14 protein-coding genes and 1 pseudogene are annotated in these 15,257 nt (G+C 70.1%); 8 read left to right on the forward strand and 7 right to left on the reverse strand.

From position 1 onward, the window contains the following. Together VFE82_RS03120 and VFE82_RS03125 are read left to right on the forward strand one after the other, a co-directional pair. Nucleotides 1–550, forward strand: a 550-nt coding sequence (locus VFE82_RS03120; RefSeq protein WP_324998783.1) for a tripartite tricarboxylate transporter permease, incomplete at its 5' end; no start/stop codon positions are given. 199 nt (nt 551–749) lie between these two features. After that, on the forward strand, nt 750–1,652 hold the full coding sequence (locus VFE82_RS03125; protein ID WP_324998784.1) for a DMT family transporter: 903 nt from the start codon (nt 750–752) through the stop codon (nt 1,650–1,652). Here VFE82_RS03125 and VFE82_RS03130 read toward each other — a convergent pair. Together VFE82_RS03130 and VFE82_RS03135 are read right to left on the reverse strand one after the other, a co-directional pair. Next, a complete protein-coding gene (locus VFE82_RS03130) occupies nt 1,649–2,581 on the reverse strand; it encodes a M48 family metalloprotease (protein WP_324998785.1) in 933 nt (310 codons plus the stop codon). The two genes, VFE82_RS03125 and VFE82_RS03130, sit on opposite strands and share 4 nt — an antisense overlap. After that, nucleotides 2,578–3,114: an SH3 domain-containing protein gene (locus tag VFE82_RS03135; protein ID WP_324998786.1), complete on the reverse strand. Its 537-nt coding sequence runs from the start codon at nt 3,112–3,114 to the stop codon at nt 2,578–2,580. The genes VFE82_RS03130 and VFE82_RS03135 overlap by 4 nt, the downstream gene beginning before the upstream one ends. An 84-nt stretch (nt 3,115–3,198) precedes the next feature. On the opposite strand from VFE82_RS03135, the gene VFE82_RS03140 reads away from it, so the two are divergent. Beyond that, nucleotides 3,199–3,996 carry an SDR family oxidoreductase gene (locus VFE82_RS03140; protein WP_324998787.1) on the forward strand — a complete coding sequence of 266 codons (798 nt, stop codon included), beginning with the start codon at nt 3,199–3,201 and terminating at the stop codon, nt 3,994–3,996. On the opposite strand, the gene VFE82_RS03145 is transcribed toward VFE82_RS03140, so the two are convergent. Then, on the reverse strand, nt 3,990–4,901 hold the full coding sequence (locus VFE82_RS03145; RefSeq protein WP_324998788.1) for a DMT family transporter: 912 nt from the start codon (nt 4,899–4,901) through the stop codon (nt 3,990–3,992). The two genes, VFE82_RS03140 and VFE82_RS03145, sit on opposite strands and share 7 nt — an antisense overlap. 138 nt (nt 4,902–5,039) lie before the next feature. Between VFE82_RS03145 and VFE82_RS03150 the strand changes: the two genes are divergently transcribed. From VFE82_RS03150 to VFE82_RS03165, 4 genes and pseudogenes are all read left to right on the forward strand, one after another. Continuing rightward, nucleotides 5,040–6,023 carry a quinone oxidoreductase gene (locus tag VFE82_RS03150; protein ID WP_324998789.1) on the forward strand — a complete coding sequence of 328 codons (984 nt, stop codon included), beginning with the start codon at nt 5,040–5,042 and terminating at the stop codon, nt 6,021–6,023. Next, nucleotides 6,020–6,820: an NUDIX hydrolase gene (locus VFE82_RS03155; RefSeq protein ID WP_324998790.1), complete on the forward strand. Its 801-nt coding sequence runs from the start codon at nt 6,020–6,022 to the stop codon at nt 6,818–6,820. Before VFE82_RS03150 ends, VFE82_RS03155 begins: the two co-directional genes overlap by 4 nt. 136 nt (nt 6,821–6,956) lie before the next feature. Beyond that, nucleotides 6,957–7,343 carry a response regulator gene (locus tag VFE82_RS03160; RefSeq protein ID WP_324998791.1) on the forward strand — a complete coding sequence of 129 codons (387 nt, stop codon included), beginning with the start codon at nt 6,957–6,959 and terminating at the stop codon, nt 7,341–7,343. A gap of 394 nt (nt 7,344–7,737) precedes the next feature. Then, a pseudogene (locus VFE82_RS03165) lies at nt 7,738–8,292 on the forward strand (EamA family transporter); the annotation flags it as partial. 54 nt (nt 8,293–8,346) lie between these two features. Here the strand turns inward: VFE82_RS03165 and VFE82_RS03170 are convergent. The 4 genes from VFE82_RS03170 to VFE82_RS03185 form a co-directional block, all read right to left on the reverse strand. Beyond that, complete coding sequence (locus VFE82_RS03170; protein WP_324998792.1) at nt 8,347–10,005, reverse strand: Na/Pi cotransporter family protein; 1,659 nt, start codon at nt 10,003–10,005, stop codon at nt 8,347–8,349. An 82-nt stretch (nt 10,006–10,087) separates the two neighbouring features. Further along, a complete protein-coding gene (gene lspA / locus VFE82_RS03175; protein ID WP_324998793.1) occupies nt 10,088–10,582 on the reverse strand; it encodes a signal peptidase II in 495 nt (164 codons plus the stop codon). Continuing rightward, nucleotides 10,583–13,435, reverse strand: a complete 2,853-nt coding sequence (gene ileS, locus VFE82_RS03180) for an isoleucine--tRNA ligase (protein ID WP_324998794.1) — start codon at nt 13,433–13,435, stop codon at nt 10,583–10,585. It abuts the gene before it with no gap. A gap of 113 nt (nt 13,436–13,548) precedes the next feature. Then, on the reverse strand, nt 13,549–14,547 hold the full coding sequence (locus VFE82_RS03185; RefSeq protein WP_324998795.1) for a bifunctional riboflavin kinase/FAD synthetase: 999 nt from the start codon (nt 14,545–14,547) through the stop codon (nt 13,549–13,551). 140 nt (nt 14,548–14,687) lie between these two features. Here VFE82_RS03185 and VFE82_RS03190 point away from each other — a divergent pair, with 140 nt between their 5' ends. Then, a complete protein-coding gene (locus tag VFE82_RS03190; protein WP_324998796.1) occupies nt 14,688–15,245 on the forward strand; it encodes an HNH endonuclease in 558 nt (185 codons plus the stop codon). Nucleotides 15,246–15,257 lie beyond the last annotated feature (12 nt).

Consider the following 15,257-nt stretch of genomic DNA (forward strand, 5'->3'; position numbering starts at 1 on the left):
GACGCTGGGCATCCCGCCCAACGCCGTGATGGCGCTGATGGTGGGCGCCATGACCATCCACAACATCCAGCCCGGGCCGCAGGTCATGACCAGCAACCCGCAGCTGTTCTGGGGCCTGATCGCCTCGATGTGGATCGGCAACGCGATGCTGGTGATCCTGAACCTGCCGCTGATCGGCATCTGGATCAAGCTGCTGACCGTCCCCTACCGCTGGCTGTTCCCGGCCATCGTGCTGTTCTGCGCCATCGGCGTGTACTCCACGAACAACAACACCTGGGACATCTGGATGGTGGCCATCTTCGGCGTCATCGGCTACGTCTTCATCAAGCTCGGCTGCGAGCCCGCGCCGCTGCTGCTGGGCTTCATCCTGGGCCCGATGATGGAAGAGAACCTGCGGCGCGCGCTGCTGCTCTCGCGCGGCGACTGGGCGGTGTTCGTCACCCGTCCGCTGTCGGCCGGGCTGCTGGGCGCTGCCTTGCTGCTGCTGGTGATCGTCCTGCTGCCCTCGATCAAGAGCAAGCGCGAGGACGTCTTCCAGGAAGAGGACTGAGGCGCTGCGCCCCCCCTGCGAACGGCGCCTTCGGGCGCCGTTTTCATTTTCGGCCCGCTCGGTCCACCGGGCACAATCGAGCCGCAGACCAGATGCCAGCCACCACCGCTCGACCCGGCGCGCCCGCGCGGCGCGCCCCGCGTTCCGTCCGCTCCATGCCAGGCCGGCCGCAGCGGGCGTGGCCGGGGCGGGCCCGCCGATGAACGAGCAAGCGTCGCCGCAGCTGGGCGCCGGGCTGGTGTTCGCGGTGGTGGGCGCCATCGCGTTCAGCGGCAAGGCCATCATCGTGAAGCTGGCCTACCGCCACGGCGTCGACGCCGTGACGCTGATCATGCTGCGGATGCTCTTCGCGCTGCCCATCTTCGTCGCGATGGCCTGGTGGGCCAGCCGCGGCAAGCCCCCGCTGGGCGGGCGTGACTGGCTGGGCGTGGTCGGGCTGGGTGTGACCGGCTACTACCTCTCCAGCTTCCTCGACTTCGCGGGGCTGCAGTCGGTGAGCGCCTCGCTGGAGCGCCTGATCCTGTACCTCAATCCGACCCTCGTGCTCCTGCTCGGCTGGATCCTGTACCGCCGGCCGTTGCGCGGCGTCCAGCTGGCCGGCATGGCGGTGAGCTACTCGGGCGTGCTGCTGGTCTTCGGGCACGAGATCGGCACCGTCGGCCGCGAGGCGGCCTGGGGCGCCTCCCTGGTGTTCGCCAGCGCGGTGACCTACGCGGTCTACCTGGTCTACAGCGGCCAGCTGGTGCAGCGGCTCGGCTCGCTGCGGCTGGTGGGGCTGGCCACCAGCGTGGCGTGCCTGTGCTGCATCGTGCAGTTCCTGCTGCTGCGGCCGGTGGCCGGACTGGCGGCAATGGCGCCGCAGGTGGTCTGGCTGTCGGTGCTGAACGCGACGCTGTGCACCGCGGTCCCGGTGCTGCTGGTGATGATGGCGATCGAGCGGATCGGACCCGCCTTGTCGGCCCAGACCGGCATGGTCGGGCCGCTCTCGACCATCCTGATGGGCGTCGTCATCCTGGGCGAGCCGTTCACCGCCTGGATCGCCGCCGGCACGGTGCTGGTGATCGCGGGCATCTACGTCTTCACCCGCGCCGGCCAGCGTTAGCGCTTGCCGGGCTTGAGCCGCTGGGCGATCTGCACCGACGGTTTGCCCGAGAGCGCGTCGAGCCGGCGCCCCATTGCCTGCTCCAGCAGCTCCAGCCGTTGCTGCGCGGGCGGATGGGTGGACAGCGACAACGCGAACAGCGGGTTGTCGGGTGCCTGCGTGCGCAGTTGCTGCAGCACGCCGGGCAGGCCGTACGGATCGAACCCGGCGCGTGCCGCCAGGGCCACGCCTTCCCGGTCGGCCTGGAATTCGTCGGACTGGTCGAGGCCGCTGCCGTACAGGTCCTTGCCCAGGGCCAGCATCTGCGAGGACACGAACTGCTGCGCGGCGCTGCCCCGTACCTGCGAGGCGAGCAGTTGCGCGGCCAGGCCGGCGCGGGCCTTGGTGCGCAGCGCCTGCAGGTGGTGGCGCTGCGTGACGTGCGTGATCTCGTGGGCTAGGATGCCGGCGAGCTCGGCTTCGTCGACCTGGTCGACCAGCCCCTTGGTCACGAACACGAAGCCGCCCGGCGCCGCGAAGGCGTTGAAGCCCGGGTCGTCGAGGACCGCGAAGCTCCAGGGCAGTTGCGCCCGCGGGGACTGCAGGCTGATCCAGCGGCCCAGCTGGTTGACGTAGCGCTGCAGCGCCATGTCGGGGTGCAGCGGCTTGCTGCCCAGCAGCACGGCGGCGAGCTGGCGGCCGATCTCGATCTCGCGGGCCTCGTCGATCGTCCCTTCGGACTGCGCCAGCAGCGAGAACAGGTCGTTGCCGGGCTGGCCGGGGGTGGCGGACGGCTGCGCGGGCGTGGCGGGCGAGAGCAGTCCGCCCAGGGTCGCGGGCGCCTGCTGGCCCAGGAGGGAGTTCAGGGCCCCGAGCGCCTTGTTCTGCGCGAAGGCGGCCGGCGCGGCGGCGGCCGTGGCGAACACGGCGCAGGCGAGGAGGTGCTTCATGGCTGTTGTCCCTGGTGGGCTGCGGCGGGTGCGCGCGAAGGTTCCGGCAGCGGATCGACCGCGACCGCCTTCAGCGCGGCGTCGCGCGCGAACTGGCGCGCCTGCGGCTCGCCCAGGCGCAGCGCTTCCATCCGGGCCACCGCGGCGGCGTCCGGCTGCGCCTGCGCGAGGTCCTCGGCGCCCAGACCGCGGATGCCGATGGTGGACGTCGAGGTAGTGGTGCGCTGGGCGGCCGGCCGGCTGAACAGGCTGGTGACGCTGCGCAGCGCATTGCTGGCCAGGTTGCCGCCACCGCCGGCCGGGCCGATGTCGAACAGGTGCACCCAGCCCGCCGCACCGGCGCCGGTGCGGACCTTGATCCAGGGGCCCTGCCGGTCGCCCAGCCGCGTGACAGCGGTGTCGGCGGGCAGGGGCGCCACGCTGCGGCCGGACTCGCCGGGTGCCTCTCGCAACTCGGTCGCGCGCCTGACCACCGCCGGCTCCTCCTGCGCGTGCGCGACGGGCCAGGCTGCCGCGAACAGCGCGAATGCCATCGCCAGCGACCTGGCGCGGCCGAGGCCGTGTCGGCCTGCCCGTATCATCATTCCCTACCTCCTGGAGAAACGAAGGCAAATTCTATGGACTTGGGCATCGCGGGCAAATGGGCGCTGGTGTGCGGCGCCAGCAAGGGACTGGGTTTCGGTTGCGCGCAGGCACTCGCGCGTGAAGGAGTGCACGTGGTGCTGGTGGCGCGCGGCGCGCCGGCGCTGCAGGAAGCCGCGCAGCGGCTGACGGCCGACCCGGCCCTGCCGAAGGGCGTGCAGGTGCTGCACGTCGCGGCCGACATCACGACCCCCGAGGGCAGGGCAGCGGCCTTCGCGGTGCACCAGGACTACGACATCGTCGTGACCAACGCCGGCGGCCCGCCGCCCGGCGATTTCCGCGACTGGGACCGCGAGGCGTGGATCAAGGCGGTGGACGCCAACATGCTGACGCCGATCGAGCTGATCAAGGCCACGGTCGACGGCATGGCGGCGCGCGGCTACGGCCGCATCGTCAACATCACCTCGTCGGCGGTGAAGGCGCCGATCGACATCCTCGGCCTGTCCAACGGCGCCCGGTCCGGGCTCACCGGCTTCGTCGCCGGCGTGTCGCGCACCAGCAAGCTCGCCTCGGCCAATGTGACCATCAACAACCTGCTGCCGGGCGCCTTCGACACCGACCGCCTGAAGGCCACCATGGAAGGCGGCGCCAAGAAGAGCGGCAAGAGCATCGACGAGGTCCGCCAGCTGCGCATGAAGACCATCCCGTCGCTGCGCTTCGGCACGCCGGAGGAATTCGGCGCCACCTGCGCTTTCCTGTGCAGCCGGCACGCCGGCTACATCACGGGCCAGAACGTGCTGATCGACGGCGGCGCGTACCCGGGCACCTACTGACGCGGATCGCCGCGGGACGACACCACGATCCCGCCGATGATCAGGGCGAACGCCACGCCGTGGTACAGATGCGGCAACTCGCCCAGGAAGGCGGCCGACAGCATGGCCGCGAACAGCGGCGTGAGGTTGGAGAAGAAGCCCGCGATCGTCGGGCCGACCCGCTGCACGCCCAGGCCCCAGCTGCGGTAGGCCAGGATCGCCGGGCCGATCGCGATGTAGGCCAGGGCGGCCGCGACCCGCCAGCCCCAGGCGATCTGCTGCGGCGCGGCCAGCCATTCGCCGGCCGCGAACAGGCCGGACCACGCGAGCCCGAACACCATCTGCGCCATCAGGAAGGCCGCCCAGTCGGCGCGGATCTCCGGCGGCGCCCCCGGGCGCACCAGCAGCCAGCTGTACACCGCCCAGGCGGCCGTGGCCAGCAGCACGAAGAAGTCGCCCGGCACCAGCCGCACCTGCAGCAGCACGTTCCAGTCGCCCCGGCTGAGCACCACCAGCACGCCCCCGATCGACAGCGCCGCGCCGGCCAGCTGGCGCAGCGACACCCGCTGCCCGAAGAAGACGGCGCCCATCCCGATCATCCAGGCCGGCATGCTGGCAGCCACCAGCGTCACGTTCAGCGGCGTGGAAGTCTTGAGTGCCAGGTATTGCAGCGCGTTGTAGCAGCCGACGCCCAGCAGGCCCAGCACGGCGAAGCGCCGCCAGTGCGGCCATAGCGGGCTGTCGGCGCGCAGCAGCCAGCGGGTCGCGGGCACGAGCAGGACCGACGCCAGCGCCCAGCGCAGGAAGTTCAGGGTCATCGGCGGCACCTGGCCGGCCATGAGGCGGCCCACCACCGCGTTGCCGGCCCACAGCAGCGGTGCCAGCGCAAGCAGGCCGGCGGTGGCCGGCGTGAGGCGTTGTTGCATGCCGCCACTGTACGTGCGGACGGAGGCCGCACGTGCGCCTCGGGGCGGCGTCCCGGCAGGGCTGCACGATTCGTGGCACGATGGCGCCCGCTTTTTCCAGCGGCGCACGCGAGCCGCAACCAGCACGAGGAGACTCACATGACCCGCGCCGTCCAGATCGACCAGCATGGTGGTCCCGAGCAGATGAAGATCGTCGACGTCCAGGTCGGCGATCCCGGCCCCGGCGAGATCCGCATCCGCCACAAGGCCGTGGGGCTGAACTTCATCGACGTCTACCAGCGCACCGGCCTCTACCAGCTGCCGATGCCGGTGCGCCTGGGCATGGAAGGCTCGGGGATCGTCGAGGCGGTCGGCACCGGCGTCACCCACCTGAAGGTCGGCGATCGCGCAGCCTACGCCAGCCAGCCGCCCGGCAGCTACTGCGAGGTGCGGGTGATGCCGGCCAAGACGGTCTGCCGACTGCCCGACGCGATCGACTTCGACACCGGCGCCGCGATGATGCTCAAGGGGCTGACCGCGCAGTACCTCCTCAAGCGCACCCAGCCCCAGGGCGGGCTGCAGCCCGGCGACTTCGTGCTGTTCCACGCCGCTGCTGGCGGCGTCGGCCTGATCGCCTGCCAGTGGGCCAGGGCCATGGGGCTTCAGTTGATCGGCACGGCCGGCTCCGACGCGAAGTGCGCGCTGGCCAAGGAACTGGGCGCAGCCCACGTCATCAACTACGCCAAGGAGGACTTCCACGCCCGCGTGAAGGAGATCACCGGCGGCAAGGGGGTCAAGGTGGTCTACGACTCGGTCGGCAAGGACACCTGGGACAAGTCGCTCGACTGCCTGGCACCCTTCGGCCTGATGGCCAGCTTCGGCAACGCTTCCGGCCCGGTGCCGCCGTTCGCTCCCGGCATCCTCGGCCCCAAGGGCTCGATCTACGTCACCCGGCAGACGCTGTTCACGCACATTGCCACCCGCGAGAGCACCCAGGCCATGGCCGACGACCTGTTCGAGGCGGTCACCAGCGGCAAGGTGGCGATCCGCATCGACCAGCGCTATCCGCTCGAGCAGGTGCAGCAGGCGCACCGCGACCTCGAAGCGCGCAGGACCACCGGCTGCACCATCCTCACGCTGTGACGGCGGCCACGGGCCTTCCCGCCGACTGGCTGGACGGCCTCGCGCGGCGGCTCGACCAGCCCCCGGCGCGGCCGCGCCGGCCGCTGTGCTGGCGCGGCACGCCGATCGGCTCGGTCGATCCCGCGTTCCTGGATGCACTGCCGCCGGCCGCGCGTCGGTGCCTGCTGGAAGACCGGCAGGACGGCACCCGCGCCGTGGCCCTGGACAGCCGGGACCTCACCGCGGTGCTTGCCGACCTGGCGCTGCACATGCGGGAGGCTGGCCTGGCGAGCGCCTGGCGCGACGAGCAGCTCGCCGTGACGGTGGCCGGGGAGGTGCTCGGCACGGTCGAGCGCGCCGCCGTCCGGCCGCTCGGCATCGCGACGCAGGCCGTGCACCTGGCCGGCCGCACGCCCGACGGCCGCCACTGGGTCCAGCAGCGCGCCCTCGACAAGCCCAACGATCCCGGCCTCTGGGACACGCTCATGGGGGGCATGGTGCCGGCCACCGACACGCCCCAGATGGCGCTGGCGCGCGAAACATGGGAAGAGGCCGGGCTGCACCTGGACCAGCTGGTGGACCTCGAATGGGGTGGCAGGTTCCTGCGGCGCGGACCGAGCAGCAGCACCGGGCTGGGCTATGTGGTCGAGACGGTCGACTGGTACCGGTGCGTGGTTCCCGACGGCGTGACGCCTTGCAACCAGGACGGCGAAGTGGCGCAGTTCGCACTGCTGCAGCCGGCCGAGCTGCGCCAGGAACTGCTGCGCGGCCGCTTCACGCTGGAGGCGGAGGCCGTGCTGGCCGCCACCGGGGCGTGAGCAAGCCCTGACCGTGCTTTCCTACAGGCGCACGGCTGCGCTGCTTGCACCAGCGCCGCGGATGGGCCGGTAGAGTGGTCGTCAACAAAGCAGTTGCCCCGGACCGGGTCGGATCGGCGGGGCCCTGGAGCATTGCATGGCCTTGCGCGCCTACATCGTCGAAGACAGCCCCACCATCCGCGACAACCTGATCGAGACCCTGCACGAGCTTGCGCAGGTCGAGGCCGTTGGTCTGGCGGACACGGAGCGCGAGGGCAAGCAGTGGCTGGCGGCCCATCCGGACGACTGGGACATCGCGGTGGTCGACCTGTTCCTGCGCCAGGGCAGCGGCCTGCGCGTGGTCGAGGCCTGCCGCAGTCGCCGTCATGGCCAGAAGGTGATCGTGCTGAGCAACCACGCGACGTCCGACATGCGCCGGCGCTGTGCCCAGCTCGGCGCCGACGCCGTGTTCGACAAGTCCACCGAGATCGACGCGCTGCTGGACTACTGCGTGCGCACCCGCGGCGAACTCGAAGCCGCCTGAGCCGGCACGCCCGGGCTGCTCACGCCCGGCGCGAGGCGATCGCCGCCGCGCGGAGATCCTGCAGCACGGCACCGTGAACCGGCAGCTGCGCGACGGCGACCCATAATGCCCGGCCATGATCCTCACCTGGGGCGTGGCAGCGGCCGTCCTGTTCGGCGCGCTGCTGCACGCGAGCTGGAACGCCCTCGTGAAGTCCAGCACCGACAAGTCGCTGGACACCGCACTCATTCACCTGATCGGCTCCTTCATCGCCTTGCCGCTGCTGCTTGCTGCGGGGCCGCCCCCGGCTGCCGCGTGGCCGTTCATCCTGGCCTCGGTGGTGATCCACATCGGCTACTACGCGGCATTGACCGGCGCCTACCGGCACGGCGACCTGGGCCTGACGTATCCGCTCATGCGCGGCCTGGGCCCGGTGCTGGTGGCCCTGTCGTCGGCTGCCACGGTCGGCGAACGGCTGTCGCCACTGGCGTGGGCCGGCGTGCTGGCGGTCTCGGGCGGGGTCCTCCTGCTCGGCCTGTCGCGCCACGCCCTGGAGCGGCCGAAGGCGGTCGGCTTCGCGCTCGCCAACGCCGTCGTGATCGCGGTCTACACCGTGGTCGACGCGCTGGGAGCCCGCGCTGCGGTGGCAGCGGGCGGCAGTGCGGTGCAGTACGTGGCCGCGCTCTTCGTCCTCGACGGCTGGCCGTTCGCGCTGCTGGTGCTCCGTCGGCGCGGTTGGGGGGCTGCCTGGGCGTATGCCCGGGTGCGGGCCCCGATCGCCACGGCGGGCGCCGCCGCCTCGCTGGGCTCGTACGGCATTGCGCTGTGGGCCATGACGCGGGCGCCCGTTGCCACGGTGGCGGCGCTGCGCGAGACCTCGGTGCTGTTCGCCGGGCTGCTCGGGACCTGGCTGCTGAAGGAGCGCTTCAGTGTGCGGCGCGCGGCGGGCACGGTGGTGATCGTGGCCGGCGTGGTCGCGCTGCGGCTGGGGTGGGCGCGGCGGGCGGGCGCCCGCCGGCGCTGGCTAGACCTCGGTCTTGACGAGCATGTCGCTGCGCAGCCGGCTGGGCGCCAGCGCGCCGGCCGACTCCAGGATCGGATAGGCGATCGAGCAGATGTGCGAGTTGATCCGCTTGAGGTCGCTGATCAGGTCGATGTGCAGCGAGCTGGTCTCGATGCTCTGCACGGTGTTGCCCGACAGCCGGCTCAGGTGGGTGGCCGCGTAGGCGTGCTCCAGGTCGCGAAACCGCGCCTTCTCCTCCAGCAGCTTCTGCGCGTCGCGCACCGAACCGTTGAGGAACACGCTCATGCCCAGGCGCAGGTTGTCGATCAGGCGGGCGTGCAGTTCCGAGATCTCGGCCATGCCGGCGTCGGAGAAGCTGCGCCCCTTGCGGATCTTCTTGTCCTCGATGTCGATCAGGATCCGCTCGATCGTGTCGCCGATCTGCTCCATGTTGATGGTGAAGCTGATGATGTCGGTCCAGCGCCGGCTCTCCTCCTCGCCCAGGGCCTCGCGCGAGATCTTGGTGAGGTAGTACTTGATCGCCGAGTACAACTCGTCCACCGTGTCGTCGAGCTTGCGCAACTCCTCGGCGAGCCGCAGGTCGTTGGTGCGGATGACCGTCAGCACGCCCAGCAGCATCGACTCCACCACGTCGGCCTGGTGCAGCGCCTCGCGTGCCGCGCAGGAGATCGCCAGCGACGGGGTGCCCAGCGCCGACGGATCGAGATGGTGCGGGCGGCTGGTCGCGCTGCGCTCGGGCTTGGGCAGCAGGCGCACGGCGGCGCGCGCGATCGGGTGCACGAGGCCGAGGAACAGCAGCGCCATCACGATGTTGAAGCTGAGGTGGAACATCACCACCGCGGCGCCTTCGTTGAGCAGGTAGGGCCGGGCGTAGCGCAGCCACAGACCGATGCACGGCGCCGCCACCAGGATTCCGAGTGCTTTGAACAGCAGGTTGCCCAGCGGCACGTGGCGCACTTCGATGGCCGAACGGGCGGTGGTGACCACGCCCAGGATGCCGCTGCCGAGGTTGGCACCGAGCACCAGGCCCAGCGCCATCTCCAGCGGGATGATGCCGGTGCCGGCCAGCGTCGAGGTGAGCAGCACGATGGCCAGGCTCGAATACGACATCAGGGCCAGCAGCGCGCCGACCGTGATCTCCAGCAGGATGTCCGAGTTGATCGAGGCGAGCAGCGCCTTGACCACCGGCGAACGGACCATGATGCCGGTCGACTCGGACACCAGCCGCAGCGCCAGCAGCATCAGCCCGAGGCCGATGAGCACGCGCCCGAACCGGCCTACGTTGGTGGACGGGCGCGAGATGAACAGCACCACGCCCAGGAAGATCAGGAGCGGCGAGAGCCAGGACAGGTCGAACGAGAACACCACCGTGACCAGGCTGGTGCCGACGTCGGCTCCCAGCATCACGGCCAGCGCGAGCGGGAGCGTGATCAGCCCCTGCCCGACAAAGGCCGAGACGATCAGGGCCGTGGCCGTGCTCGACTGGAGCAGGGCCGTGACGCCGATGCCCGAGAGTGCAGCCGTGTAACGGTTGCTGATGCTGCGGGCCAGGATCTGCCGCAGGTTGGCGCCGAAGACGCGCAGGATGCCGGTGCGGACGAGGTGGGTGCCCCACACCAGCAGCGCGATGGCCGCCAGCAGGTTCAACAGGTGCTTCATGCTTGAGGCATCCGATGATACGTGGCCTGCCGCACCGCGGGCGTGGAATCGGGATCCGGGGCCCGCCAGCGCCTCTGCGGGGCTAGCGGGTGCGGCGCACCCGCAACAGTTCGTCCAGGATCAGGCCGATCGCCCCGGCCGTGATGGCCGCGTCGGCGACGTTGAAGGCCGGGAAGTACCAGCGGCGCCCCCAGTGGAACTGGAGGAAGTCGACCACGTAGCCGTGCAGCAGGCGGTCGATCAGGTTGCCGACGGCGCCGCCCAGGATGCAGGCGAGGGCGAAGCAGAACAGCTTCTGGCCGGCATGGCTGCGCAGCATCCAGAGGATGAAGATCACGGCCGCGATGGCGATGCCGGTGAACAGCCAGCGCTGCCAGCCCGACGCGGTGGCCAGGAACGAGAAGGCCGCGCCGGGGTTATGGGCGCGAACCACGTTGAAGAAGCTGGTGACGTAGGTCGACTCGCCCAGCCGGTAGTAGCCCAGGATCAGGATCTTGGTGAGCTGGTCGGCCAGCACGATGATGAAGGCCAGGCCCAGCCAGTAGAGCATGCCGCCCGAGGTGTGCGACTTGGCCATTCAGGCATGCCTCCGGTCTTCGCCCGCGCCGAACAGGTTGCTCACGCAGCGCCCGCAGATGGCCGGGTGGGCCGGGTCCGCGCCCACGTCGGCGCGCCAGTGCCAGCAGCGCTCGCACTTGGTGTCGACCGACGGCGTCGCCTGCACCGCGAGTTCGGCGCCGGCGGCCACCGAGATCGCCGAGGTGATGAACACGAACTTCAGGTCCTCGCCCAGGGCCGCCAGCAGGGCGGCGTCGGCGGCCGGGGCCGTGATGGCCAGGTTGGCCTGAAGCGAGGAGCCGACCTGGCCGGCCGCGCGCACCGCCTCGATCTCCTTGTTGGCGACGTCGCGGATCTCGCGGATGCGGTTCCACTTGGCCAGCAGCGCGGGGTCGGGGCTGCCGATCTCGGCGTACTCCTCCAGGAAGATCGACGGCGAGTGGCCGAACACCTTCCAGGCCTCCTCCGCCGTGAAGCTGAGGAAGGGGGCCATCCAGCGCAGCATGGCGTGGGTGATGTTCCACAGCGCCGTCTGCGCGCTGCGCCGTGCATGCGATTTCGGGCCGGTGGTGTAGAGGCGGTCCTTGAGGATGTCGAGATAGAACGCGCCCAGGTCCTCGGAGCAGTACACCTGCAGCTTGGCCACCACCGGATGGAATTCGTACACCTCGTAGTGCGCCAGCACGTCGGCCTGGAACTGCGCCGCGCGGCTCATGGCGTAGCGGTCGATCTCCAGCATCTCGGCCAGCGGCACCGCGTCCTTGGCAGGATCGAAGTCGCTGACGTTCGCCAGCAGGAACCGCAGGGTGTTGCGGATGCGGCGATAGGCGTCGACGACCCGCGCCAGGATCTTGTCGTCGCCGGCGATGTCGCCCGAGTAGTCGGACGCCGCCACCCACAGGCGGATGATCTCGGCGCCCAGCTTCTTCCAGGTCTCCTGCGGGTCGACCCCATTGCCGAGCGACTTGCTCATCTTGCGGCCCTGGCTGTCCACCGTGAAGCCGTGCGTGAGCAGGCCGCGGTAGGGCGCGCGCCCGTACATCGCGCAGGCGGTCAGCAGCGAGGAGTGGAACCAGCCGCGGTGCTGGTCGTGGCCTTCCAGGTACAGGTCGGCCTCCGGGCCGTTCTCGTGCGCGCTGCCCGCATGCGAGCCCTTGAGCACGGTGGTGTGGGTGGTGCCCGAGTCGAACCAGACCTCCAGGATGTCGGTGCTCCTCGCATACCGCGGCGCGTCCGCGGCGGCGCCGACGCGTCCGAGGATCTCTTCGTTGGTCGCCTTGCTCCAGGCCTCGATGCCGCCGGTCTGAACCATGTCGGCCGCGACGTCGAGGATCTCCATGGTCTTCGGATGCAGCTCGTGCGTGTCCTTGTCCAGGAAGAAAGGCAGCGGCACGCCCCAGCTGCGCTGGCGGCTGATGCACCAGTCGGGACGGCCCGCAATCATGTCGCGCAGGCGCGCCTTGCCGTTCTCCGGATAGAAGCTGGTCTCCTCGATCGCGGCCAGCGCCATCTGGCGCAGCGTGGCCGGCGCCTTGTCCTTGGTGAACACGCCTTCGCCTTCGTCCATCCGGATGAACCACTGGGCCGCGGCGCGGTAGATCACCGGCGTCTTGTGGCGCCAGCAGTGCGGATAGCTGTGCGTGATGCCGTGGGTGGCGAACAGCCGGCCGGCCTTCTCGAGCGTCTCGATGATGTGCGGCACGGCCTTCCAGATGTTCTCGCCGCCGAACAGTGCGAAGTCGGCCGCGTAGCTGCCGTTGCCCTGGACCGGGTTGAGGATCTCGTCGTACGACAGACCGTGTGCCAGGCAGCTGTTGAAGTCGTCCAGGCCGTACGCGGGCGAGGAGTGGACGATGCCGGTGCCGTCCTCCGCGGTCGCGTAGTCGGCCACGTACACCGGCGACAGCCGGCGGAAGGCCGGGTCGACGTCGTGCAGCGGATGCCGGAAGTTCAGCCCGCCCAGCTTCTCGCCCTGGACGGTGGCCAGCACGGTGCCGCCCTGCAGGTGGAAGCGCTCCAGGCACTTCTCGACCAGCACCGAGGCCAGGACCAGCAGGCCGCGCGCGGTGTCGACCAGCGAATAGTCAAGCTCCGGATTGAGGTTCAGCGCCTGGTTGGCCGGGATGGTCCAGGCGGTCGTGGTCCAGATGACCGCGAAGGCATCCTTGCCAGGCGGCAGCTGCGCCAGCCCGAAGGCCGCGGCGAGCGCATGCGGGTCGTCGGCCAGGAAGCCCACGTCCAGCGTCTGGCTTTTCTTGTCGGCGTACTCGATCTCGAATTCGGCCAGCGAGGAGCCGCAGTCGAAGCACCAGTACACGGGCTTGAGGCCGCGGTAGACGAAGCCGCGCTCGATCACGCGCTTGAACGCGCGAATCTCGTCGGCCTCGTTGCTGAAGTCCATCGTCTTGTACGGATGGTCCCAGTCGCCCAGCACGCCCAGGCGCTTGAAGTCGGCCATCTGCAGCGCGATCTGCTCGGTGGCGAAGGCACGGCTCCTGGCCTGCATCTCGTCGCGCGGCAGGTTGCGGCCGTGCTTCTTCTCGATCGCGTTCTCGATCGGCAGGCCGTGGCAGTCCCAGCCCGGAACGTAGGCCGCGTCCAGGCCCTTGAGCTGGCGCGACTTGACGATCATGTCCTTGAGGATCTTGTTGACGGCATGGCCCATGTGGATCTGGCCGTTCGCGTACGGGGGCCCGTCGTGCAGGACGAACTTCTCGCGCCCGCAGCGCGCTTCGCGCAGCCGCTTGTACAGACCCTGCTCCTCCCACTCCTTGACCCACCCGGGCTCGCGCTTGGGCAGGTCGCCCCGCATGGGGAACGGTGTGTCGGGCAGGTTGAGGGTCGCGCGGTAGTCGGTCTTCGTGTCGCTCATGGGATCGCTCGCAGGCTAGGCAGGCTCAGCCCGGAGGGGCGTGATCGGAACGGGAGGGAGGCAGGCCGTTCGCCCCGAGCCTGTGCAAGGGCGCGCAGCAGTTGCGTGCGGCACTAAATTCGGTCGCGCGTGGTCTGGCGACGGGTGGACGCGAAGAAGGCGCGCGCGGCATCGCAGTCGCGCGCGATGCCGGCACGCAGCGCTTCCAGGCTGTCGTACTTCAGCTCGTCGTGCAGTTTGTGCAGCAGGTCCACGCGGATGATTTTACCGTAGGCCCCCTCGGCCCCCAGGGTGCCCGGCCATTGCAGGCAGTGCGTCTCCAGCAGCACGCGCCCGCCGTTGGCGTCGTTCGGGTCCAGCGAGGGCCGGATGCCCAGGTTGGCGACCCCGGGCAGCGGCTGGTCGTCCAGGCCGTGCACTTCCACGACGAAGATGCCGCTGGCGGCCGGCTTCCAGTGCGAGAACCGCAGGTTCACCGTGCGGAAGCCCAGTTCGCGGCCGAGCTTGCGGCCGTGCACCACGTGGCCGCTGATGCTGTAGGGACGCCCCAGCAGTGCCGCGGCGGACTCCAGGTCGCCCGCGCCCAGTGCCTCCCGCACGGCGGAACTGGAGACCCGCAGGTTGCGCACCTCGTAGCTGTTCATGCGGGCGACGTCGAACCCCCTGGACTGGCCGGCCGCATCGAGCATCGCGTAGTCGCCGGCGCGCCGGGCGCCGAAGCGGAAGTCGTCTCCCACCAGCACGTATCTCGCACCCAGGCCGCGCACCAGGACCTCGTCGATGAAGCCTTCGGGAACCTGGCTGGCCAACCTGGCATCGAACGGCAGGACGACGCACTGGTCGACGCCGCACGCCGCCAGCTCCGACAGCTTGTCCCGCAGGGTGGCGATGCGCGCCGGCGCGAGCTCCGGGCGCCGGGCCAGACGCGCGAAGTGGTCGCGCGGGTGCGGCTCGAAGGTCAGGACGCAGCTGGGCACGCCGCGGTGCCGCGCCTCACTGTTGAGCAGGGCGAGCATGGCCTGGTGTCCGCGGTGGACGCCATCGAAGTTGCCGATGGTCAGCGCGCAGGCCTTCGCGATGCCGGGGTGGTGGAAGCCGCGAAAGATCTGCATGGCCTGTTGATCGGTATCGTTTTGATAGCGCCCGGGGCTTGTGGCGGAAGCGCCGCAGCAAAGATTGTCACGTTGGAATCAGGGTATATTGTGCTTGCTGTTCGGTTCGCCGTTGGTCATGACTTGAAGGAGTTTCCGTCTTGAAGGTCTTGAAGCTGTCCGCCCAGGGTCTGCCCCAGTCCTGGATCTCGCTCGAACAGGCCGTGCTGCACTACGCCGCCGACGAGGTCCGGTGGGAGGTCGGCGCACGGGTGGCGGTGTTCCGCGGCGGCCACAACGCGATGACGGGCGAGCAGTCGGTCATCGCGGTCAACAGCATCATCGGCACCAAGGGCGTGCCGAACATCAATCCCTTCGATCTCAAGCCGGGCCTGACCAACGGCAAGCTCTTCGCCCGCGACCGCAACGTGTGCGCCTACTGCGGCGGCCATTTCCGCGAGGAAGATCTGACCCGCGAGCACATCATCCCCTTCGCCCAGAACGGCAAGGACCATTGGATGAACGTGGTGACGGCGTGCCGCGCCTGCAACCACCGAAAGAGCAACCGCACGCCGGAGCAGGCCCACATGCCGCTGCTCTATGCCCCCTATGTGCCCAGCCTCTGGGAAGACTTCATCCTGCGCAACCGGCGCATCCTGACGGACCAGATGGAGTTCCTGATGGCGCACCTGCCCAAGAGCTCGCGCCTGCACGCGTAGCGGGGCGCGGCG

The sequence above is a fragment of the Ramlibacter sp. genome, assembly GCF_035655895.1.
Lineage (GTDB): Bacteria > Pseudomonadota > Gammaproteobacteria > Burkholderiales > Burkholderiaceae_C > Ramlibacter.